Genomic DNA, 21,062 nt, shown 5'->3' with positions numbered 1-21,062 from the left:
GCGCGCTAGATAGGTGGCGCTCCGGTTTTTGCACAGCGCCCTTGACGAAGACCGCTCAAGATATATCTTGGTGCCATCTTGAGGAGAATTGTTATGGAAACCGGAACCAGGCATCGCCGCGGCCACAGCCATGGCGGCGGGATGCATCGTGGAGGCGGTCGGCCGACGCGTAGCGACGGCGCTGCGCACGCGCGCAAGGAGGGCGGACGCGACAAGATGCTCGCCGCGATGGCGGGCAAGATGGCGGCCCGGCATGGACGCGGGATGCGGCGCGGGCGGATGTTCGACGGCGCGGAGCTGCGGCTGGTGCTGCTGAAGCTGATCAGTGACGAACCGCGCCACGGCTACGAATTGATCAAGTCGATCGAGGAACTGACGGGCGGCGGCTATGCGCCCTCACCGGGTACGATCTACCCATCGCTGACCATGCTGAACGAGATCGGTCTCGTTGCCAGCGAGGATGCGGGCGACGGCCGGCGCAAGTTCACGATCACTTTGGAAGGGAGTGCGCAGCTCGACGAGCAGGCGGCGACGGTGGAGAAGCTGTTCGCACGACTTTCCGCACTGGGCGAGCAGCACAAGCGCACCGATGGCGCACCGGTGCGCCGTGCAATGGCCAATCTCAAGACGGCGCTTCAGGGACGGCTGATGCGGGGCGACGCGTCAGAAGCGACGGTGCACGACGTGGCGGCGCTGATCGACGAAGTGGCCCAGAAGATCGAGCGTTTGTAAGTACTTCTGCATCAGCATTGCGGCGCCGTGTGAGCTCGCGGGGATATGATCCCCGCGGGCCTTTCATCATTCGCTTGGCGGCACGGTTTCCGCGACCTCGCCGGCCTGGAGCCCGTGGCGCATCAGCATCGGAACGTTGGCGATGGCGAAGATCATGGTCAGCGGGATCGCGCCCCAGAGCTTGAACCCGACCCAGAAATCCGTGCTGGTGGTGCGCCAGACCGCCTCGTTCAGCAGCGCCATGAAGACGAAGAACAAGGCCCAGTTGCGCGTGAGCTTGTGCCAGCCCTGCTTGCTGAGGCCGGGATAGGCGCTTTCGAGCAACGCCTGCAGCAGCGGGCGACCGGTGGCGAGGCCGAAGCCGAGCGTCGCGGCGAAGATGGCGTACACGAAGGTCGGCTTCATCTTGATGAAGCGCTCGTCGTGGAACCAGAGAGTCAGCCCGCCGAACACGATCACCAGCGCGCCCGAGATCAGCAGCATCGGGGGAATGTGGCGCGTCTTCCACCACGACAGGCCAAGCGCCATGACCATCGCGACCATGAAGGCTGCCGTCGCTGCGACGATGCGCGCGATCGCCGGGCCCGGCGCGAGGAAGTTCACCGCAAAGAACACCAGCAGCGGGCCGTAATCGACCGCCAATCGTATCCCGGGGGAAGGTTTCGTCGTGCCGCTCACCAATTGCTCCGTTTACGTGCGCCTGCCGAACAGACGTAGCTTGATCGAGGTTTCGCTGCGCTGAACCTAGCGCCGGTCGTCAACGCCGGCGATGATCCGGCTCACCTCATGCGCGTCGAACGGGCGCAGATCGGTAATCCCCTCGCCGACGCCGATGGCGTGGATCGGCAGGCCGTAACGCTCCGCCGCCGCGACCAGCACACCGCCGCGCGCGGTGCCGTCAAGCTTGGTCATGACGAGGCCGGTGACGCCAGCGACTTCCTTGAACACCTCGATCTGCGACAGCGCATTCTGGCCGGTGGTCGCATCCAGCACCAGCACCACGTCATGCGGGGAGGCGGGATTGATGCGGCCGAGGACGCGGCGGATCTTGGCGAGTTCGTCCATTAGCTCGCGCTTGTTCTGGAGGCGGCCGGCGGTGTCGACGATCAGCACGTCGATGCCGGTCTCGGTTGCCTTCTTCACCGCATCCCATACGACGCCGGCAGCATCGCCGCCTTCGGGCCCGGTGACGATCGGCACGCCGACGCGCTCCGCCCAGGTGGCGAGCTGGCCGATAGCCGCGGCACGGAAGGTGTCGCCAGCGGCCAGCATGACGCCATAGTCCTGCTCCATCAGCAAGTGCGCGAGCTTCGCGATCGTCGTCGTCTTGCCCGATCCGTTGACGCCGATGACGAGAATGACCTGCGGGCGCGGAAAGGCCTCGATCTCCAGCGGCTTGGCAACCTTGGCGAGGACCTTCTCGACCTCCTCCGCGACGACGAGGCGGATGCCCAGCTCCTCCATGTTGCGCTCGAAGCTGCCCTCGGCGAGGCGGGCGCGGATGCGGCTGGCGGTTTCCGGACCCAGATCGGAGGCAATCAGTGCTTCCTCGATCTCGTCGAGCGTTTCCTCGTCGAGGCGGGCGGTGCCGAGGCCCGCGAGATTGCCGACGAGGCGATCGGACGTGCGCCGGAAGCCGCCAAGAAGCTTGTCGTGCCAGGAACGCTGGTCAGTCATGCTGGAATTCCAATTAGATGATCGTCGGCAGCAGCGGTGATCCGCACGTCGGCCAAGGCGCCGATCGTGGGAAGCGGGGCGGCGAGGCGTACCTCGGCGAAGCTTGGCAGATGGCCGCGATCGCCGGGCTTTTCGACCACGATCGTGCCGGTCGACCCGACGTGAGTCTGAAGCCAGCGGGCGCGGCGGTCGGCGGCGGCTTCGCGTAGGCGGGCGGCGCGGACTTTCACGACCGGCACGGGCACTTGCGGCATGCGCGCGGCGGGCGTGCCTGCGCGCGGGGAGAAGGGGAAGATGTGCGCGCCGACGATGTCGCAATCATCGAGCAGTGCGAGCGTGTTCTCGAATGCGGCGTCATCCTCAGTGGGGAAGCCGGCGATGAGATCGGCGCCGATGGCGATATCGCGCTTCGCCTTCAGCCGCTCGACCAGGGCAACGGCCTCCCGACGCAGGTGACGGCGCTTCATCCGCTTCAGGATGAGATCGTCGCCTGCCTGGAGCGAGAGGTGAAGCGAAGGCATGACGCGCGCCTCGCTTGTCACGAGATCGAACAACTGATCGTCGATCTCGATCGTGTCGAGCGATGAGAGGCGCAGGCGTGGCAGCCGCGGCACGCCCTTGAGTACCGCCTCGACCAGCGCGCCGAGGCCGCCGGCATAGCTGGTGAGATCGACGCCGCTCAGCACCACCTCGTTGGCGCCCTCGTCGACAAGCGCCGCCACTTCGGCGACGACCTGGCCTAGCGGGCTCGAGCGGCTGGGACCGCGACCCTGCGGGATGGCGCAGAAGGTGCAGCCGTGATCGCAGCCGTTCTGCACGCCGAGGAAGGCGCGGGCGTGGCGGCGACGCGGGCGCTGGTTGGGGAAGCCGCCCCAGGTGGCGGGTAGCAGCTTCGCGGCGTTGGGGACGATGCGGTCCACTTCCCGCATGGCGGCGAAGGCGGCACGGTCCATCTCCGATGCGCAGCCGGTGACGACGATCTCCGCCGCCGGCCGATCGCGGCGCGCCCGGCGGACGGCCGCGCGGGTCTGCCGCATCGCTTCGTTGGTGACGCCGCAGCCGTTCACCACCACCATGTCCCGATCACCGGCGAGCGCCCTGATCATTTCGCTTTCGGCGAGGTTCAATCGGCAGCCCAAGGTAACGACGTCGGGCTTTCGGGACGCGAGCATGGCGCGCGATCTAGGGACGGACGCGGCGTTAGTCCACGCCGCGGCGCATCACTTGCCCTGGAATACTGCCTCGCGCTTTTCCAGGAGGGCCATGACCCCCTCGCGATGATCCTGCGTCGCGTGGCTGACCGCCTGGGCGGTGGAGGCCGAGTCGAGCGCCTGATCGTAGCTGCTCGTTTGCCCCTGGCGCAGCAGCGACTTGGTAAGGCGAAGCGAGTGCGGCGGGAGCGCGGCGATCTTGGCGGCCATGGCCAGCGCCTCGTCCATCAGCGCATCGTGCGGCACGACGCGGCTGACGAGGCCCCAGTCGGCGGCGGTAGACGCGTCGATCAGGTCGCCGGTGAAGAACAGTTCGGCCGCGCGGCTCATGCCGATGGTGCGCGGGAGGAGCCACGAGCCGCCGTCGCCCGGGACGAGGCCGAGCTTGAGGAAGGTGACGCCGAACTTCGCCTTGTCCGAGGCGATGCGAATGTCCGCCATGCACGCAACGTCACAGCCGAGGCCGATCGCGGCACCGTTGACCGCGGCGATCACCGGCATGTCGAGCGAGAAGAGCGCGCGGGCAATGCGGTGGATGTTGCGCTGATATTGGCTGCGCACCGGCAGGCCGCCGCCGGAGAAGGGGCCATCCGGATCCGCCATTTTCTTCACGTCGCCGCCAGCCGAGAATGCGCGGCCCTCGCCGGTGAGGATCACGCAGCGGATGGAGAGATCGGCGTTCAGCGCATCGCAGGCGGCGCGCACCGCCTCGCCATCGCCCTCCGCGCCGAGCGCGTTCATTGCGTCGGGACGATTGAGGCGGAGGATGGCGATCGGGCCGCGGATCTCGGTGGTGATGACGGTCATGAAACTCTCCGGTCAGCGCAGGCCGAGGCCGCGCGCGATGATGCCGCGCAGGATTTCCCGCGTGCCGCCACGCAGCGAGAAACTGGGCGCGTTCAAGGTGATATGGGCGAGAACGGCAATGAAGTCCGAAGTCGAGGCGCTGTCCGGCTCGGCATCGACAAGCGAGCGGGCGATGTCCGGCAGCTCCTGCTCGAAAGTGGCGCCGAGATCCTTGACGATCGCGGCATGGGTGCCGGGGTTCTCGCCGGCTTCCAGCATCGCCGCGACGCCGCGCGAGAGGCGCCGCAGCGTGATGAGATGCGCGGTGAGGCGGCCGACGGCGAGCTGCGCGGCTTCGCTCTCCGCGCGCTGAAGCACGCCGATCAGTTCGATCAGCAGCTGCATCGAGGAGAGGAAGCGTTCGGGTCCGCTGCGCTCGAACGCGAGCTCGCTCATCACTTGCTCCCAGCCCTGGCCCTCGGTGCCGATCAGCGCCGAAGCAGGGAGGAAGGCGTCTTCGAAATGGACTTCGTTGAAGTGATGCTGACCGGCCAGATCGATGATCGGGCGGATCGTGATCCCCTCTGCGCGGCGAAGATCGACCAGGAGCTGGCTGGTGCCGGCCTGGCGCTCCGCTGGCGTGCCGCTCGTGCGGCAGAAAAGGATCATGTAATCGGCGTGGTGCGCGCCGGTGGTCCACAGCTTGGTGCCGGTTACACGCCAGCCGCCGTCAACCGGCACGGCGCGAGTGCGAGTCGCGGCAAGGTCGGAACCGGAGTCGGGCTCGCTCATGCCGATGCAGAATACCGTCTCGCCTGCAGCGATGCCGGGCAGCACGGTCTGCTTCTGCTCCTCGGTGCCATATTTGAGGAGGCTGGGGCCGCTTTGACGATCAGCGATCCAGTGGGCGGCGACAGGGGCGCCCGCCGCCAGCGTCTCCTCCACCACGACGTAGCGTTCAAAGGCGCTTCGCTCATGCCCGCCGTAGCGCTTCGGCCACGTCATGCCGAGCCAGCCCTGCGCGCCCAGCTTGCGGCTGAAATCGCGGTCGAAGCCGTTCCAGCTGTCTGCGCGGGACAGCGGACTACGGTCCGCCAGCGCCTCCGCCAGGAACGCGCGCACCTCGCCGCGCAGGCTCTCGGCAGAATCGTGGCGCGGCGGCGAGGGAAAACGGAGCGTCGTCATGCTGCCACCACCATTGGCCAATAGCCGTCTCGCCCGCTCTCCAGCGCGCGCTTGCCGAGCAGAAGCGTCCAGTGACGCTGCGTGCCGAATTCGTCGCGCCATGCCCAAAGCGTGGTCGTGAAGCGGTGGAGGGCGTGTTCGCGCGTGAAGCCGATCGCGCCGTGCAATTGGTGCGCAATGCCGTTCGCCTTGCTGGCGGCCTCGCCGATACGCGTACGGGCGACTGCGACGGCGAAGGCGAGGTCGGCGCCCTCGGCATAGGCGCTCGCAGCGTGATCCGCGGCGGCCGAAGCAGCGGCGACTTCCCCGGCGAGCTTCGCCAGTTCCTGCTGGATCGCCTGGAACTTCGACAAAGGGCGGCCGAACTGGACACGGGTGGAGACGTGATCGACCGTCAGCTCAAGAACGCGCTCGAGTGCGCCGGCCATCTGCAGCGCGCGGGCAAGCCCACCAAGCTCGAGCAACCCGGGCCCGTTGCTGGCGGCACTCTCGCCGTCGCCAAGCGTCATCACGTCGCGCGGCATGTTGGCAAGGTTCGAGCCCTCAGTCGCGACGGTCGCTCGACCAGTGACGCGGTGAAGCTTGCCGTCACGCTGGACCACGAACGTTCGCGCGTTACGGCCCCAGGCGACACGATCCGTTCCGGCCGGCACCAGCGCGGCCGGGCCGTCCGCGAGCGGCAGGCCGGCAGCAGCAAGCGCGGCGTTGGCGACGATCGTCTCGGCCAGCGGCAGGCGCAGGGCGTGGCGGCCGCTTTGGCGGATGAGGGCCAGCGCCTCCTCCACTGGGACACCGAAGCCGCCAGCCTCTTCTGGCACCAGCGCGAGAGGCAGGCCGCTTCCCTCGATCGCTGACCAGCGGGCATCGGACCAACCAGCGTCATGGGCGCCAGCCTCCTCCGGCGCGGCGAACAGTCGCTCGGCCGTGTCGGCGAGCATCGTCCCGAGCTCGCTCACCGCCGTGATCCTCGTGGCAATGCCATGGCTGCCCTCTCCGTTTTGCTGCACCGCCGCTAAAGCAATCGGCTTATGCTTGTCCACAGCCTCCGCGCATCAATGGCGGCGGTGTGAACGATGGTGGTTCATTGCGCAGGAGCGCGATAGAGAAGGTGGATGCGCTTCCTCGCGATGCTCCTGCTGCTAGTCACCTTCGCTGGCAGCGAGGCCGCGGCGCAGCGACGCGGGCCGCTGGTGCTGGCTGCAGCGAGCATGCAGGAGGCATTGGAAGACGCTGCGCAGGCGTGGACCCGGCAGGGGCATGCCGCGCCGGTGCTCTCCTTTGCGGCATCTTCTGCGCTGGCGCGGCAAGTGGCGGCGGGCGCGCCCGCGGATTTGTTCGTTTCCGCAGACGAGGACTGGATGAACGACCTGGCGCGGCGCGGCGTGCTGGCGCCGAATACCCGCGCGACACTGGCCGGCAACCGGCTGGTGGTGGTGGCGCGTGCCGGGCAGCGCTCCGTCGGTGGGCTTCGCGGCGAGGCGCTGGCACGCGTGCTGGCAGCCGGGCCGCTGGCGATGGCGGATCCGGATGCGGTGCCGGCGGGCCGCTATGGCCGGGCAGCGCTGGCAAGGCTCGGGGCGTGGCCCGCTGTGGCGCGGCGTGTAGTGCGGGCGGAGAGCGTGCGCGCGGCGCTGGCGATGGTCGAGCGCGGGGGGGCGCCTTATGGCGTCGTCTATGCCACCGATGTGCGGGTGGCACCGACGCTGCGAGTCGCCGGCGTCTTTCCCGCGCGCAGCCATCCGCCGATCCTCTATCCCATCGCACGGCTGGCGGCCTCCCGAAATCCGGGGGCCGAGGCGTTCCGCGAATTCCTGCTGTCGCCGGCGGGCAAGGCGATCATGCGGCGCCACGGGTTCACCACGCGTTGAGCGAGGATATCGCGACGATCGTTCGGCTCTCGCTGCTTGTCGGCGGTATTGCGACGGCGGGCACATTGCCGATCGCCTTCGCATTGGCCTGGCTGCTCGCGCGCGGGCGCTTTCCGGGGAAGGTGCTGCTCGACGGGATTGTCCATCTGCCGCTGGTCGTCCCCCCGGTGGTGACTGGCTGGCTGCTGCTGCTGGCGTTTGCAACGGGCGGACCCGCCGGAGCGTTGCTGGAGCGCTGGTTCGGCACCACGGTGCTGTTCCGCTGGACGGGGGCGGCGATCGCGGCGGGCGTCATGGCACTGCCGTTGATGGTGCGGGCGATCCGGCTGTCGCTGGAGGCGGTGGACCAGCGGCTGGAGCAGGCAGCGCGGACGCTGGGCGCCGGGCGCTGGCGGACGTTCGCCTCGATTACCCTGCCGCTGTCGCTGCCGGGCGTGCTGGCGGGTGCGGTACTCGGCTTCGCGCGGTCGCTGGGCGAGTTCGGCGCGACGATCACCTTCGTGTCGAACGTGCCCGGCGAGACACAGACGCTTCCGCTGGCGATTTACGCCGCGCTTCAGCGGCCGGGCGGCGAGGCGGCGGTGTGGAAGCTCGCCGCGATCTCGGTCGCGATCAGCCTCGCCGCGCTGATCCTGTCCGAGGTCCTGGTGCGGCGGCAGGGGCGGCGGCTCCATGTCCTTTGATATTGATGTGACGGTGCGGCGCGGGAGCGCCATTCTGGGCGCGACCTTCGAGGCGGGGAGCGGCGCCAGCGTGCTCGTCGGCCCCTCGGGCGTCGGCAAGACGAGCGTGCTGATGATGATTGCCGGGCTACTTCGGCCGGACCGCGGACATGTGCGGGTGGGCGGCCGTACCCTGTTCGACGCGGCGGGCCGGATCGACCTTCCGCCGGAGCGCCGCCGCGTGGGCATGGTGTTCCAGGAGGCGCGGCTGTTCCCGCATCTCAACGTGCGTCGGAACCTGCTTTATGGCGCGCGGCGGAGCAACCGGCTCGATGAAGTCGCAGATACGCTCGACATTGTAGGGTTACTCGATCGCTGGCCACGCACCTTGTCGGGCGGGGAGGCGCGGCGCGTGGCGATCGGGCGCGCGTTGCTGAGCGATCCGGACTTCCTGCTGCTGGACGAGCCGCTGGTTTCGCTGGATGCGGGGCGGCGGGAGGACGCGACGCGCGCGATCGAGCGTGTGCGAGACGAGTTGCGCCTGCCGATGCTGATCGTCACCCATGACCGTGCCGAAGCGGAGCGGCTGGGCGACCGGATCATCCCGATGTGACGGCCTGCGGGTGATTGGGGGTCAGGATCAGCGTTCGTCCCTCGACCCGCCACGACTTCAGCCGCGACAGGAAGTTCATGCCCAGCACGTTCGTCTCGCCGAAAGCAGGCGACACGACCACCGGCACGTCACGCGCGACGATGTTGCCGAGGCGAAGCTCGCCGAGGGACGCGGTCTGCGCGCGGATCGTGCCGTTCGCGGTTCGCAGCAGCATCGGGAACATCGCATCCCGTACTTCGAGCCCGGCAGCATTGGCGGTGTCGAGCGAGAGGGCGGTGACGGTGGCGCCGCTGTCGATCAGCATGCGCCGCTTGACGCCGCCGAATTGCACGTTCGCCCAAAAGTGGCCGTCCGGACTCATCCGAATGCGGGTTTCCTCGCCCGCCACTTGCTGCCCAGACAGATCGAGGATCTCGGCAACGCGGCCGAGATAGGGATCGAACCGCTCGCGCTGCACCAGTACCAGCGCCAGCGCGCCGAGCAGCACCAGCCACGTTGCGGCACCCACGATCCGTCCGATGACCGGAATTCTGCGGAGGCAGCCGGCGATGACGATGATGGCCAGCAGCGACAGGATCAGCGGGAGATGCGGGGCCAGATCGGCATAGGCGGGCATCTGGCCGATATAGGATCATCGCCGCCGCGCTGCGACGGGCGGCGCGCAGAAACTTGGCGCGACCGGACAAGAAAAGGGCGGCCCATCGCTGGACCGCCCCGATCTTGCCGTCTGGCCGTTGGCCTGCCGCAGCAGGCCAGGCGCACCGGATCTTAGCGCTTCGAGAACTGGAAGCTGCGGCGTGCCTTGGCGCGGCCGTACTTCTTACGCTCGACGGTACGGCTGTCGCGGGTCAGGAAGCCCGCGGCCTTCACCGGCGCACGCAGGATCGGCTCGTACTTGGTGAGCGCCTGGCTGATGCCGTGCTTCACCGCGCCGGCCTGACCCGACAGACCGCCGCCCTTGACGGTGCAGATCACGTCATACTGACCTTCGCGCTCGGTGATGCCGAACACCTGGTTGATGACGAGACGCAGCGTCGGACGTGCGAAATAGGTTTCCTGATCACGGCCGTTGATCGTGATCTTGCCCGAACCCGGCTTCAGCCACACGCGGGCAACGGCGTCCTTACGACGGCCGGTGGCATAGGCGCGACCGTACTTGTCGAGTTCCTGCGCGCGCAGCGGGGCACGCTGCGTCGGCTCGTCGATCTTGCCTTCGAGATAGGCCTCGGCCTTCTCTTCGGCAGCCGCGACGGCGGTTTCGCGCTGCTCGCTGAGCGCTGCGCCCAGATCGGCGAGGGACTGGCGATTATCGGACATTATGCGCCCACCTTGTTCTTGCGGCTCATGCCGGCGATGTCGAGGACCTGCGGGTTCTGCGCTTCGTGCGGGTGCTCAGCGCCCTTGAAGATGCGCAGGTTGCGCATCTGCTGACGGCCGAGCGGGCCGCGCGGGATCATGCGCTCAACAGCCTTCTCGAGCACGCGCTCCGGGAAGCGGCCTTCCAGCACCTTGGCGGCGGTGACGCCCTTGATGCCGCCGGCATAGCCGGTGTGCTTGTAATAGACCTTGTCGGCCAGCTTGTTGCCGGTGAAGCGCACCTTGTCAGCGTTGATCACGATGACATTGTCACCGCAATCGACGTGCGGGGTGAACGACGGCTTGTGCTTGCCGCGCAGGACGTTGGCGATCACGACCGCCGCACGACCGACCACCAGATCGGTGGCATCGACGATGTGCCACTTCTTTTCCACTTCGGCGGGCTTGGCCGCCTTGGTGGTCTTCATCAGCGCCTTCATGGGCTTAGACCTTTGCAAAAAACGAAGACGCCGCCCCCGGAAAAGGTGCGGCGCGTTGAGGGGTCTTTGATGATGCGGCGGCAAAAAGTCAACGATTCCGCCGCATCCGTGACGGGTATTATGATACCATAGACCTAGAAGAACAGCTTGCGGAAGCTCAGCCGGACCGAGCGGCCGAGCGGATCGAGTAGCGCTGGCTGATACCCGACCGGCGTCAGCCCCGAAGCGTCTCGCACGTCGAGCCGCTGGTTGAAGAGGTTGTTGACCGACAGCGTCACGCGCGAACCGCGGAAGAAGGGCATGTCACGCACCAGCGACTGCTGCTGCCCGAGATCGGCGAAGACGCGCAGGTTGGCGGTGAACAGCGAGCCGAACTCGAGATCGCGCGGCGAGGGCGCGCCGCTGGGATCGACGATGACGCTGGTCCCTTCCTGCCACGTACCGTTCAGGCGGACACCGATGCCGTTGCGATTGTAGCCGGCGTTGAATTCGACCTGGTGGCGCGGCTGGCCACCACGGGCGCCGATTGCAGAGCCGCCCAGAAGATCAAGTTCCGGCACGCCCGGACGGATGAGGATCGTGTCCTCCAGCCGCCAGGTATGGAACGCGCTGAGCTGGACACGGCCCTGGCGCGCGCCGCCAAACCGGCCGCCGCCAAATCCGCCGGGGCCGCCGAAGCCCGGGCGCCGGCCGCCGCCCGGACGCACGCCCGTGCTGCTTTCACGCGCCTGGCGGAAGGCGGCGCGGCGCTCCTCGCGCTCGGCCTCGGTGAGCGGCTGTCCGTCCGGGCCGGCGGGAGGCGGGGCTTCGAGCGTCTCGGACCAGTTGATGCCCCAGCGGATCTGGCGCTGGTGGCTGCTGGCGAAATTCACCGGGCGATTGTCGATGCGCAGCAAGGTGCCATCCGCATCGCGCTCGAACCGGTCGGGGAAGGCGATCTCGATCTCCGGCGTTGCGGTGGGGAAGCTGGCGATCGGATTGGTGATCTTGCTGTCGGTATAATTGGCGAGCAGGGTCAGATCCGTCTTCGGGATCGGCTTTACCGTGAGGCCGAGCTTCATCACGCGGCGGCGATCGGCGCGCAGGTTCGGATTGCCGCCGTCGACCACCGTCGCGTCCACCGTCTCGCCACGAACGAGATCGAGAACGCGGACGTTGGGGGTGACGATGATCGGGTTGCCGAGCTGCTGAATCGACGGCGCGCCATCTTCGTGACTGACCGAACCGATCAGGCGGACGGCGTCGCTCGGCCGCCAGTTGAAGCCATAGCCGAGCGTTCCGAGCGTGCCGAAATCCGACAGCTGATCGATCGTGGCGTTCACGTTGGCAGAGAGCGTGCCGACCGCGCTGTTCTTCAGCAGCGGGAAATCGACATTCGCCTGGCCGCTGACCTGATCGCGCGACAGATCGACCGCGCTGAAGATACCGGCACGGGTCGATTCGCTAGCGATATCACGCAGGGTGAAGCCGGCCTTCAGCGTGGTGGTGATCGGGCCGGCAGGCAGATCGAACAGGCTGCCGTTCAGCGTCGCCTCGCTGTCGATCGTCTCGGCGACCGAATAGGCACGGTCGCGGCGCACGCCGCCGCCCTCGATGTCGCGATCGGTGAGCGTGGTCGTCCAGTCACGCGTGTAGCCGCCGTTCAGCGACCAGCGCCACTGCGACAAATCGCCGTTGAGGACATAGGTGAGCGTGCCGGTGCGGGAGCGGCTGTCGCGGATCAGCCGCTGCGTGCCGTCATCCGCGAGGCCAAGCGCGGCGCGGCTGTCCTGCCCCTCCAGCCCGCCGCTGATCGTGGCCGAGACGTTGCCGAGGATCGTGCGATTGTAGGTGGCGTTGAGCTTCGCCGCGTCGGTCGCCGACAGCAAGGTCCGGTCCGGATCCGGCTGGGCGAGATTGCGGCTCGTTTCGAACAGCGGATCGCTGTGCTTGTATTCGGCATCGACGCTGAAACGGCTGCCGTTGCCGAGGCGCAGATAGTTGAGATCGGCCTCCTGAACCGCGCGGCCGCCATCGGTGGCGAGCGACGTCGATACCTCGCCGGTCACGGCGCGGAAGCGGCGGCGCAAAACGATGTTCACCACCTTCTGATCGGGGCGGTAGCCGTATTTCAGCGCGACTTCCTCCGGCAGGATGTCGACGCGCTGGATCGCCTCGGGCGGAAGATCGCGGATTTCGCGGAAGCCGCTGATGCGGCGGCCGCTGAGCAGCACGACCGGCTGGCCGCCGCCGCCGCGCCCCTGGATGCTGCCGGTGAGCGGGCTCAGCTCGGCGAGCAGTTCGCCGATGTTGCTGGCCCCGTAGGCGCGGATGTCGCGGCTGGTGAGAACGACCTCGGGCGTGATGTCCCCGGTGACGGAGCCGACCGGGCGGCGGCTGCCGGTAACGATGATGTCCTCACCGTCCGGCTCGACCTCTGTATCGGGATCAGCGGGATTGCCCGCCGGATCGGGGCTGGGGAGTTCCTGATCGACGGGGGTCTGCGGCTGGCCCGGAGCAGGGGCTGCGGCCGCGGCGATGGAAAGCACGGGAAGAAACCAGGATGACACGTCGTTGCTCCGAGAAGGCGGTCAGGATTGATCAGCTTTGGCGGGTGGCTGTCAGGCCGATGTGTCGGAGCAGGGGGGAATTCGTCGCAGAATGTAACAGCCGCTGGCCGTGCGACCGCGGGCGGAGGGGACGATTGCAAAAAACGAATGTTGAGGAAGTTGAGGCGATAGCGCGTTTTTTCCCAACATGACGGGCACGCGATCAGGGGAAACGAAACCATGCACAGACGAAATCACGATTAATCCAACATTTCAATGAATTGGCGGTAACGGAGGAAGCCCGGGGTGCGGCGATCGACACCGCCGCGCCCGAGGGGACGCGGCGGATATCGTGGTCCGACCGGCGAGTGAAGCAGCGAAACGGATCAGGCGACGATGCGCACCGGCACGCCCTTCGACGCCGGGGTCTTCGATTCCTGATCGTGATACCAGAGCGGGACGAGCGGATTGAGCTCCGGATAATAGCCGCCGAGGCAGCCGCGCGGGAGCAGGAAGGGCGTGACGGTGAGCCCGTCGACCTGGCGATGCTCGCCGTCGCCGGCATCAGTCGCGAGGCCGACGACCTGCCCCTCCGCGAGGCCCGCGGCCTCGATGTCCTCGGGGTTCATCAGCAGCACGTCGCGCGTGCCCTCGATGCCGCGCAGGCGATCGGAATAGCCGTAGATGGTGGTGTTGAACTGATCGTTCGAACGAAGCGTCATCAGGCGCCAGCGTCCCGGCGTGTCCCCGACGCCAATCGCGGAAAGCGTGCCCGGCACGGTGAATTCCGCCTTGCCGCTTTCCGTTTTCCAGATCCGCTCCCGCGCGGCATTGCCCTTGTAGAAGCCGCCGGGCGTGAAGACGCGATCGTTGAAGTCGGCGAACATCTCCGGATAGGTTTCCTCGATGAGATCGCGGACGAGGCCGTAGTCGGCGGTCCAGTCGTCCCACTTCGCCTTCGGGTTCGGCGGCAGCGTCGCCTTGGCCATGGCGCAGACGATCGCCAGTTCGGATTTCAGATGCTCGCTGGCCGGAGTGACGTTGCCGAGCGAGCCGTGGATGCAGGAGAGCGAATCCTCCATCGTCACGGCCTGAGCGCCGGTGACCTGCATGTCCTGTTCGGAACGGCCGAGGCAGGGGAGGAGATAAGCAACCTCACCGTTGACGAGGTGGCTGCGGTTGAGCTTGGTGGCGATCTGAACGGTGAGGCGCATGTTCTGCCACGCCTCCTCCATCTTTTCCTGCTCCGGGATGGCGCGCAGGAAATTGCCGCCAAGGCCAATGAAGGCCTTCACCTCGCCGTTGATGATCTTTTCGCAGGCGTGAACGGTGTTGAGCCCCTCGTCGCGCGGGGGATCGAAGCCGAACTGTTCGGCAAGCCGATCGAGCGGAACGAGCTCCGGCTTCTCGGAGATGCCGACGGTGCGCTGGCCCTGCACGTTGGAATGGCCGCGCACCGGCGAGACACCGGCGCCCTCGCGGCCGAGATTGCCCTTCATCAGCGCAAGGTTGACCAGCGCAGCAAGGCTGTCGAAGCCGTGGACGTGCTGCGTCAGCCCCATGCCGTACATGAAGATCGTGTTCTTCGCGCGGACGTACACCTCCGCGGCCTGCTCGATATCGGCGCGTGCGAGGCCGCTCTCACGCTCGATCTCGTCCCATGACAGCGCCTCGGCGTGTCGCTTCACCTCGTCGAAGCCCCGGGTGTGCTGTTCGATGAAATCCACGTCGAGCACGTGGGTCTTCTCGGCCGCCCACTTCTTCTCCTCGGCCGCGAGGACGTGCTTGATCATGCCGGTGATGGCCGCGATGTCCCCGCCGGTCTTCACCTGGAGATAGAGCGACGAAATGTCGGTGTGCTTGCCGGTCAGCATCTCGACCGGGCTCTGCGGGTTCTTGAACCGCTCCAGCCCCTTTTCGCGGATCGGGTTGAAGGTGACGATGGTGGCACCGCGCTTCACCGCTTCCTGCAGCGGGTGAAGCAGGCGGGGGGAGTTCGACCCGGTGTTCTGGCCGAAGAAGAAGATCGCGTCGCACTTCTCGAAATCGTCGAGGACGCAGGTGCCGACCGGCGAGCCGATCAGCTTCTTCAGCGCGACCGACGTCGTCTCGTGGCACATGTTGGAGCTGTCGGGCAGGTTGTTGTGCCCGTACATGCGCGCGTACAGGGCGTAGAGGTAGCTCGTCTCCAGGCTGGCGCGGCCCGACGCATAGAAGACGGTGCTTTTCGGGGGCAGCGCCTTCAGCTCCGCGCCGATGGCGGCGAACGCCTCGTCCCAGCTGCACGCGACGTAGCGATCGGTGGGGCGATCATAGCGCATCGGATGGGTGAGGCGGCCCTCCTGTTCGAGATCGTAATCCTTCCAGCCGCGCAGCTCAGTGACGGTATGTTCGGCGAAGAAGGCAGGCGTGCAGCGGCGGGTGGTGTTTTCCCACAGCGTCGCTTTCGCGCCATTCTCGCAGAATTCGAAGGTATGCGGCTTTGCCGGCTTACCCCAGGCGCAGGAGACGCACATGAAGCCGCCGGGCTTGTTCTGGCGGCGCAGCGTGTCGAGCACGGAGGGGCGCGGGCGTTCGCGGGCGAACACCTCCGTCATGCCGCGGACCGAGCCCCAGCCGCCGGCCGAGCCAGCGTAATGCACCGTATCCTTTTCGTCCGCCACCAGGGCCTCCCGCGCTGCCTGCCCGCAGCCACAAACGCGTAGCGGCCGGTTTGGATCACTGCTGGCTGCGCGAATGGCCGGAGCTATAGTGCGGGTGAGCGATGAGGTGAGGCAGACGATGGACGAGGACGTACCGCCACCCGACAGCAAGCTGACGCGATCAAAGCAGCGCTGGGCGAGCGAGCGCAAGTTCGTGACCGGTGCACCCACGTCTGGCGCACACGACCGGCTGCCGCCGGGCCAGCATCTGGTACGCGACTGGCCGGTGCTGGACCTGGGTGCGCAGCCCGACGTGCAGCGCGAACGCTGGCGGCTCGACATCCGCGGCATGGTGACGCGGCCGGTGACGCTGGACTGGAACGCCTTCATAGCGCTGCCGCAGGTGGACCTGCGCAGCGATATACACTGCGTCACCACCTGGTCCCGCTACGACAATGACTGGCGCGGGGTGGCGACGCACACCCTGCTCGACCTGGTGGAGCCGCGCGACGAGGCGGGGTTCGTGATGCTGCACGGCTATGACGGCTATACGACGAACGTGCCGCTGGCGGATTTCGCGAGCCCGGACGCGCTGATCGCGCACGAATGGTCCGGCCGGCCGCTGACGCGCGAGCATGGCGGGCCGGCGCGCCTGGTGATCCCCCATCGCTATTTCTGGAAGAGCGCCAAGTGGATTAGCGCGATCGAGTTCATCGGTGCGGATCGGGCGGGGTTCTGGGAAGTGAACGGATACCATATGCGCGGCGACCCGTGAGCGGAGCAGCGCTATAGCTGATCGTGCGCGGCCCCGGCGGCGCCGCCCCCGGGGCCACGCACCCTGGCCTAGTGGCTGAGGAAGGTCAGCAGATCCTCGGTGAGGCGATCGCTGTGCGTGGCGAACAGGCCGTGCGGCGCGCCGTCATATTCGACGAGCTGGCTGGCCGCGATGCCGGCTGCGGCGGCGCGGCCGGTGGCGTCGATCGGCACCGTCTTGTCCCCGGTGCCGTGGATCACGAGCGTCGGCACCCGGAAGGCGGGCAGATCGGGGCGGAAATCGGTGAAGCTGAAGCTCTTCGCACATTCCAGCGTCGCGCGGAGCGACGCCTGCATCGCAAGGCGCCACGCCCATTCGAGCATCGGCTCGCTGACCGGGCTGGTGACATAGCCAACGCCGAAGAAATCCTTGAAGAAATTGTGGAAGAACTCGGGCCGGTCGCGCAGGATGCCCTGGCCGATCTGGAGCAGGTTCGCTTCCGACACACCGTGCGGATTATCGTCCGTCTTCATCATGTACGGCACGACCGAGCCGACCAGCACCGCCGAGGCGACGCCGCGGCCCTCGTGCCGGCTCATGTACCGCGCGACTTCGCCGCCGCCCATCGAGAAGCCGACGAGCGTTGCGTCGGGGCCGATCTCGGCGGCCTTCATCACGTCCGCCAGGTCGTCGGTCAGCGAATCATAGTCATAGCCGTTCCAGGGCTGGCTCGAGCGGCCGAAGCCGCGGCGGTCGTAGGCGATGACGCGGTAGCCGGCCTCTGCCAGCGCCAGTGCCTGCGGATCCCAGCTGTCCGCCGATAGCGGCCAGCCGTGGATGAGGACCACCGGGCGGCCGTGGCCCCAGTCCTTCACAAAGAGGTCATTCCCGTCCCGCGTCTTGACGTAGGGCATCTTCATCTCCCGCTTCGTATCGCGGGGCAACGTGCCTGCGGGGCGCGCGTTCCGCGGCTCAGCGCGACTGGCGGAGCGTCGGCAGATCGTCGCGCACGTCAGTGATGCTCGGGTTGCGGATCGAGGGGCGCAGGCGCGCGACGCTGCAGATGCCGGCGACGAGCGCGAGGCCGGCCGAGACATAGGGCGGTACTTCGCCGGCACCGACGCCGGCGGCGAGCAGCGCGGCGGCAAGGGTGGCGCCGGTGGTCTGGCCGGTGAGGCGAACGGTGGAGATCAGGCCGCCCGCTGCGGCCGACCGGTGACGCGGGGCGGAGCCGACCACCAGCCGCGCGTTCGGCGGCAGGTACAGCCCGAAGCCGGAGCCGCACAGTGCCATGCGCCAGGCGACGTCAAAGAAGCTGGGGTCCGGCGGCAGGTTGGCGAGCAGGGCAAGCGCGACCAGTGTCACCGCCATGCCGATGCCGCCGAGAATGCCTGCGGGGACGCGATCGGAAAGGAAGCCCGACAGCGGCGCGACGATCATGTTGGTGAGCGGCCAGGGGGCAAGACAGGCGCCGATCTGCGTGGGCGTGAAGCCAAGCGCCGCGAGACGGAACGGCGTGGACACCAGCAGTGTCATGGAGGCCATGAAGGCGGTCAGGCTGCCGGTCGCCGACAGGGCGATGATCGGGCGCGACAGGAGATCGACAGGCAGGATGGGGGCCGGCGCGCCAAGCTCGCGCCGCACGAAGAACCAGCCGATCGCGATGCCAACCGCGACGATCGCGGCGCTGACCACCGGGCTGTCGCCATGGACGAAGGTTTCGGCGCCGCCGATCACCAGGCCGAAGGTGGCGGCGCACAGGCCGGCGCCGAGGAAATCGAGCTGCGTCAGCCCCGGCGGCGGGTTGGGAAGCGAGCGGCCGAGTGCGATGCTGATCACGGCGAAGGGGATCGCACTGGCGAACACCCAAGGCCACGGCGCGACCGCCAGGATGAGGCCGCCGATCGTGGGCGCGAGCGCGGCGGAGCTCGACACGATAACCGAATTGATGCCGAGCCCGCGGCCAAGCTGGCTCGCGGGATAGGTCTGGCGGATGAGCGCCGACGAGACGCTGAGCACGCCCGCCGCGCCGATCGCCTGCACGGCGCGGACGATCAGCAGGAAGGGGAGGCTCTTGGCGAAGAAACAGAGCAGCGTCGCGCAGGCGAAGATGACCTGGCCCGCCTGGTATGTGCGCTTCAGGCCGATCCGCTCACCGAGCCCGGCGAAGGGGAGAAGCAGCATCACCAGCATCACCTGATAGACGGTGACGATCGAGACGACGGAGCTTGGCTCCACCCCCAGATCGCGCGCGATGGTGGGCAGCGCGACGTTCGCCACGCTGCCGTCGATGATCACCAAGGCGGATCCACAGCCCAGCGCAGCGATCGCGACCAGGCGGCGGGGGAGGGGGAGGCCGTCAGACATTGGTTTTGCCATAGCCAGACGCACCAGAGGGACAAGCGTTGTGACGCAGCGGCAATTGCGTAGAGATCGTCGCCGAACCAAGAGGATGAGTGAAGAATGAAGCGTTGGACGATCGGTGTGGCCCTTGCGGCGCTTGCAGCGACGGGGGCTGTCGCCCAGATCAAGACGATGACCGATGATCCTCATATCTGGCTCGAAGACAAGGATGGCGCGAAGCCGCTCGCCTGGGTCGAAGCGGAGAACAAGCGCACGCTGGCGCGGCTGGAATCCGACCCGCGCTACCAGACGTTCTTCAACGAGGCGCTGGAGATCGCCTCCGCTGAAGATCGCATCCCGATGCCGCAAATGATCGCCGGGCGGATCTTCAACCTGTGGCGCGACAAGGAGCATCCGCAGGGCATCTGGCGCTGGACGAGCGCAGCGGACTACGCCTCGGCAACGCCGAAATGGACGACGCTGATCGATCTCGACGCGCTGTCCAAGGCGGAGGGCAAGAAGTGGGTGTGGAAGGGCGCGACGTGTCTGGAGCCCGACGAGCGGCGCTGCCTGATCGCGCTGAGCGAGGGCGGCGAAGACGCCACCACCATGCGCGAGTTCGACCTGGAGACGGGCAAGTTCGTCGAGGGCGGCTTCAACCTCCCGACATCGAAGCAGGGCGCCGACTGGATCGATGCCGACACGCTGATCGTGTCGCGCGACTGGGGCGCGGGCGCGCTGACCAAGTCCGGCTATCCGCGCATCGTGAAGATCCTGAAGCGCGGCCAGCCGCTGGAGGCGGCGCAGGAGATCTACCAGGGCACCGTGGACGATATCGGCGTGTGGCCGGCGGTCGTCGTCGATGCCAAGGGAAACCGCGCGGTGCTGATCTCGCGCGGCAAGACCTTCTTCACGTCCGAACAGCTGATCTGGAACGGCAAGCAGGTTGTCCGCATTGCCATGCCGGAGAAGACCAGCATTCGCGGGATGGTGGATGGCCGGCTGATCATCCGCGCCAGCGAACCGTGGGGTGCGCTGCCGGAAGGATCGCTCGCCTCGCTGACGCTGGAGGAGGCGCACAAGGGTGGCGGCACGCCGCAGCTGATCTTCAAGCCGGCCGCGCGCCAATCGGTCGATCGCGACAATGTGACGGTGACCCGAAACGCGGTGGTGGCATCGGTTTATGACAATGTTCGTGGCCGCGCGATGGTGTTCACGCCGAACGGCGACGGCTGGACGAGCCGCACGCTGGCACTGCCGGACAACCTTTCGGTGGATCTGGTGACGAGCGAGCTTGGCAGCGACCGGGGCTACCTGGCCGTTTCGGGCTTCACCACGCCGACGCGGCTGATGGCGTTCGACGCCGCAGGTACTGCCGCACCCGTCGAGGTGAAGGCGCTGCCCGCGCGCTTCGATGCGACGGGGCTGACGGTGGAGCAGTTCGAGGCGACCTCGTCGGATGGCACCAAGGTGCCCTATTTCGTGGTTCACCGCGCCGGCAAGCTGACCGGTGACACGCCGACGATCATGACCGCTTACGGCGGGTTCGAGGTGTCGCGCACGCCGGCCTATTCGGGGATCACCGGCAAGCTGTGGCTGGAACGCGGCGGGGCCTTCGTGCTCGCCAACATCCGAGGCGGCGGCGAGTTCGGGCCCGCGTGGCACGAGGCGGGCCGGAAGACCAAGCGGCAGATCGTGTTCGACGATTTCGCGAGCGTTGCCCGCGATCTGGAGAAGCGCGGCATCACCAAGCCGTCGAAGCTTGGCATCTACGGCGGATCGAACGGCGGGCTCCTGATGGGCGTCGAGATGACGCAGCATCCCGAGCTTTGGGAGGCGGTGACGATCCAGGTGCCGCTGCTCGACATGCTGCGGTACGAAGGAATTGCGGCGGGCGCATCCTGGGTCGACGAATATGGATCGGTCAGCGTGCCCGAGGAGCGCGCGTTCCTGGCGCGTATCTCGCCCTACCACGCGCTGAAGAAGGGGGTGCGTTACCCCGAGCCCTATATCTGGACGACGACCAAGGACGATCGCGTCGGGCCGCAGCATGCGCGCAAGTTCGCGGCGCGGATGAAGGAATTCGGCCTGCCGTACCTCTTCTACGAGGATACCGCCGGCGGACATTCGGGCGACGCGGACATCGCCCAGGGTGCACGGCTGCAGGCGTTGCAGACGGTGTATTTCGCGCAGAGGCTGATGGGCCCCGCGAGCTGAAGCCAACCACAAAGGGGGCGCGGCGGTAATGCGCTGTGCCCTCGACAG

At 67.5% G+C, this 21,062-nt stretch carries 19 protein-coding genes; 6 read left to right on the top strand and 13 right to left on the bottom strand.

Features of this window, described 5'->3' with window-relative positions; translation table 11 throughout:
• Nucleotides 1–93: 93 nt before the first annotated feature.
• Nucleotides 94–732 (top strand): PadR family transcriptional regulator, encoded by a 639-nt coding sequence (locus ACH0AE_RS07225; protein ID WP_294444200.1) that lies wholly within the window; start codon nucleotides 94–96, stop codon nucleotides 730–732.
• A gap of 66 nt (nucleotides 733–798) precedes the next feature.
• Here ACH0AE_RS07225 and ACH0AE_RS07220 read toward each other — a convergent pair whose 3' ends face one another.
• The 6 genes from ACH0AE_RS07220 to ACH0AE_RS07195 all read right to left on the bottom strand — a co-directional run bounded on the left by ACH0AE_RS07220 (nucleotide 799) and on the right by ACH0AE_RS07195 (nucleotide 6,547).
• On the bottom strand, nucleotides 799–1,413 hold the full coding sequence (locus tag ACH0AE_RS07220; RefSeq protein ID WP_294444199.1) for a septation protein A: 615 nt from the start codon (nucleotides 1,411–1,413) through the stop codon (nucleotides 799–801).
• 63 nt (nucleotides 1,414–1,476) lie between these two features.
• Nucleotides 1,477–2,409 (bottom strand): signal recognition particle-docking protein FtsY, encoded by a 933-nt coding sequence (gene ftsY, locus ACH0AE_RS07215; RefSeq protein WP_294444198.1) that lies wholly within the window; start codon nucleotides 2,407–2,409, stop codon nucleotides 1,477–1,479.
• The gene (locus ACH0AE_RS07210; RefSeq protein ID WP_406875602.1) at nucleotides 2,406–3,581 is read right to left on the bottom strand and encodes a MiaB/RimO family radical SAM methylthiotransferase; all 1,176 of its coding nucleotides are present in this window, start codon (nucleotides 3,579–3,581) and stop codon (nucleotides 2,406–2,408) included. The genes ftsY and ACH0AE_RS07210 overlap by 4 nt, the downstream gene beginning before the upstream one ends.
• Nucleotides 3,582–3,629: 48 nt before the next feature.
• Complete coding sequence (locus tag ACH0AE_RS07205) at nucleotides 3,630–4,427, bottom strand: crotonase/enoyl-CoA hydratase family protein (RefSeq protein ID WP_294443435.1); 798 nt, start codon at nucleotides 4,425–4,427, stop codon at nucleotides 3,630–3,632.
• Between the two features lie 12 nt (nucleotides 4,428–4,439).
• Nucleotides 4,440–5,591, bottom strand: coding sequence for an acyl-CoA dehydrogenase family protein (locus ACH0AE_RS07200; RefSeq protein ID WP_294443436.1), 1,152 nt, complete (start codon nucleotides 5,589–5,591; stop codon nucleotides 4,440–4,442).
• Entirely contained in the window at nucleotides 5,588–6,547 is a 960-nt protein-coding gene (locus tag ACH0AE_RS07195) for an acyl-CoA dehydrogenase family protein (protein WP_294443437.1), read from the bottom strand. The genes ACH0AE_RS07200 and ACH0AE_RS07195 overlap by 4 nt, the downstream gene beginning before the upstream one ends.
• Nucleotides 6,548–6,703: 156 nt before the next feature.
• Here ACH0AE_RS07195 and modA point away from each other — a divergent pair, with 156 nt between their 5' ends.
• The 3 genes from modA to ACH0AE_RS07180 are packed head-to-tail and all read left to right on the top strand — an operon-like array spanning nucleotide 6,704 to nucleotide 8,734.
• Nucleotides 6,704–7,459 (top strand): molybdate ABC transporter substrate-binding protein, encoded by a 756-nt coding sequence (modA, locus tag ACH0AE_RS07190; protein ID WP_294443438.1) that lies wholly within the window; start codon nucleotides 6,704–6,706, stop codon nucleotides 7,457–7,459.
• Nucleotides 7,456–8,142 carry a molybdate ABC transporter permease subunit gene (gene modB, locus ACH0AE_RS07185; RefSeq protein WP_294443439.1) on the top strand — a complete coding sequence of 229 codons (687 nt, stop codon included), beginning with the start codon at nucleotides 7,456–7,458 and terminating at the stop codon, nucleotides 8,140–8,142. The genes modA and modB overlap by 4 nt, the downstream gene beginning before the upstream one ends.
• Complete coding sequence (locus ACH0AE_RS07180; protein ID WP_294443440.1) at nucleotides 8,132–8,734, top strand: ATP-binding cassette domain-containing protein; 603 nt, start codon at nucleotides 8,132–8,134, stop codon at nucleotides 8,732–8,734. Before modB ends, ACH0AE_RS07180 begins: the two co-directional genes overlap by 11 nt.
• Here ACH0AE_RS07180 and ACH0AE_RS07175 read toward each other — a convergent pair.
• The 5 genes from ACH0AE_RS07175 to ACH0AE_RS07155 all read right to left on the bottom strand — a co-directional run bounded on the left by ACH0AE_RS07175 (nucleotide 8,721) and on the right by ACH0AE_RS07155 (nucleotide 15,721).
• Complete coding sequence (locus ACH0AE_RS07175) at nucleotides 8,721–9,350, bottom strand: TIGR02281 family clan AA aspartic protease (protein ID WP_294443441.1); 630 nt, start codon at nucleotides 9,348–9,350, stop codon at nucleotides 8,721–8,723. The two genes, ACH0AE_RS07180 and ACH0AE_RS07175, sit on opposite strands and share 14 nt — an antisense overlap.
• 152 nt (nucleotides 9,351–9,502) lie before the next feature.
• Nucleotides 9,503–10,051 (bottom strand): 30S ribosomal protein S9, encoded by a 549-nt coding sequence (gene rpsI / locus ACH0AE_RS07170; RefSeq protein ID WP_294443442.1) that lies wholly within the window; start codon nucleotides 10,049–10,051, stop codon nucleotides 9,503–9,505.
• Complete coding sequence (gene rplM, locus ACH0AE_RS07165) at nucleotides 10,051–10,530, bottom strand: 50S ribosomal protein L13 (protein WP_294443443.1); 480 nt, start codon at nucleotides 10,528–10,530, stop codon at nucleotides 10,051–10,053. The genes rpsI and rplM overlap by 1 nt, the downstream gene beginning before the upstream one ends.
• A gap of 134 nt (nucleotides 10,531–10,664) precedes the next feature.
• Nucleotides 10,665–13,079, bottom strand: coding sequence for a TonB-dependent siderophore receptor (locus tag ACH0AE_RS07160; RefSeq protein ID WP_294443444.1), 2,415 nt, complete (start codon nucleotides 13,077–13,079; stop codon nucleotides 10,665–10,667).
• A gap of 365 nt (nucleotides 13,080–13,444) precedes the next feature.
• Nucleotides 13,445–15,721: an FdhF/YdeP family oxidoreductase gene (locus ACH0AE_RS07155; RefSeq protein WP_294443445.1), complete on the bottom strand. Its 2,277-nt coding sequence runs from the start codon at nucleotides 15,719–15,721 to the stop codon at nucleotides 13,445–13,447.
• Between the two features lie 118 nt (nucleotides 15,722–15,839).
• Between ACH0AE_RS07155 and ACH0AE_RS07150 the strand changes: the two genes are divergently transcribed.
• Nucleotides 15,840–16,475: a sulfite oxidase-like oxidoreductase gene (locus ACH0AE_RS07150; RefSeq protein WP_406875679.1), complete on the top strand. Its 636-nt coding sequence runs from the start codon at nucleotides 15,840–15,842 to the stop codon at nucleotides 16,473–16,475.
• Nucleotides 16,476–16,543: 68 nt separating this feature from the next.
• On the opposite strand, the gene ACH0AE_RS07145 is transcribed toward ACH0AE_RS07150, so the two are convergent.
• On the bottom strand, nucleotides 16,544–17,368 hold the full coding sequence (locus ACH0AE_RS07145; protein WP_294443446.1) for an alpha/beta fold hydrolase: 825 nt from the start codon (nucleotides 17,366–17,368) through the stop codon (nucleotides 16,544–16,546).
• A gap of 58 nt (nucleotides 17,369–17,426) precedes the next feature.
• Nucleotides 17,427–18,821 carry an MFS transporter gene (locus ACH0AE_RS07140; protein WP_294443447.1) on the bottom strand — a complete coding sequence of 465 codons (1,395 nt, stop codon included), beginning with the start codon at nucleotides 18,819–18,821 and terminating at the stop codon, nucleotides 17,427–17,429.
• Nucleotides 18,822–18,917: 96 nt separating this feature from the next.
• Between ACH0AE_RS07140 and ACH0AE_RS07135 the strand changes: the two genes are divergently transcribed.
• Nucleotides 18,918–21,014, top strand: a complete 2,097-nt coding sequence (locus tag ACH0AE_RS07135) for a prolyl oligopeptidase family protein (RefSeq protein WP_294443448.1) — start codon at nucleotides 18,918–18,920, stop codon at nucleotides 21,012–21,014.
• Nucleotides 21,015–21,062 lie beyond the last annotated feature (48 nt).

The organism is Sphingomonas sp. 179-A 2A2 NHS (genome assembly GCF_045371305.1).
In the GTDB taxonomy this organism is placed as follows: Bacteria; Pseudomonadota; Alphaproteobacteria; order Sphingomonadales; family Sphingomonadaceae; genus Sphingomonas.
Note: the sequence above shows the minus strand (reverse complement) of the source record. Positions and strands in the feature narration are given on the sequence as shown.

Coding starts and splice junctions, on each gene's coding strand:
- rpsI (WP_294443442.1), bottom strand. CDS start 10,051: ATGTCCGATAATCGCCAGTCCCTCGCCGATCTGGGCGCAGCGCTCAGC.
- ACH0AE_RS07175 (WP_294443441.1), bottom strand. CDS start 9,350: ATGCCCGCCTATGCCGATCTGGCCCCGCATCTCCCGCTGATCCTGTCG.
- ACH0AE_RS07150 (WP_406875679.1), top strand. CDS start 15,840: ATGGACGAGGACGTACCGCCACCCGACAGCAAGCTGACGCGATCAAAG.
- ACH0AE_RS07145 (WP_294443446.1), bottom strand. CDS start 17,368: ATGCCCTACGTCAAGACGCGGGACGGGAATGACCTCTTTGTGAAGGAC.
- ACH0AE_RS07205 (WP_294443435.1), bottom strand. CDS start 4,427: ATGACCGTCATCACCACCGAGATCCGCGGCCCGATCGCCATCCTCCGC.
- ACH0AE_RS07225 (WP_294444200.1), top strand. CDS start 94: ATGGAAACCGGAACCAGGCATCGCCGCGGCCACAGCCATGGCGGCGGG.
- modA (WP_294443438.1), top strand. CDS start 6,704: ATGCGCTTCCTCGCGATGCTCCTGCTGCTAGTCACCTTCGCTGGCAGC.
- ACH0AE_RS07180 (WP_294443440.1), top strand. CDS start 8,132: ATGTCCTTTGATATTGATGTGACGGTGCGGCGCGGGAGCGCCATTCTG.
- ACH0AE_RS07200 (WP_294443436.1), bottom strand. CDS start 5,591: ATGACGACGCTCCGTTTTCCCTCGCCGCCGCGCCACGATTCTGCCGAG.
- ACH0AE_RS07135 (WP_294443448.1), top strand. CDS start 18,918: ATGAAGCGTTGGACGATCGGTGTGGCCCTTGCGGCGCTTGCAGCGACG.
- ACH0AE_RS07210 (WP_406875602.1), bottom strand. CDS start 3,581: ATGCTCGCGTCCCGAAAGCCCGACGTCGTTACCTTGGGCTGCCGATTG.
- ftsY (WP_294444198.1), bottom strand. CDS start 2,409: ATGACTGACCAGCGTTCCTGGCACGACAAGCTTCTTGGCGGCTTCCGG.
- rplM (WP_294443443.1), bottom strand. CDS start 10,530: ATGAAGGCGCTGATGAAGACCACCAAGGCGGCCAAGCCCGCCGAAGTG.
- ACH0AE_RS07140 (WP_294443447.1), bottom strand. CDS start 18,821: ATGTCTGACGGCCTCCCCCTCCCCCGCCGCCTGGTCGCGATCGCTGCG.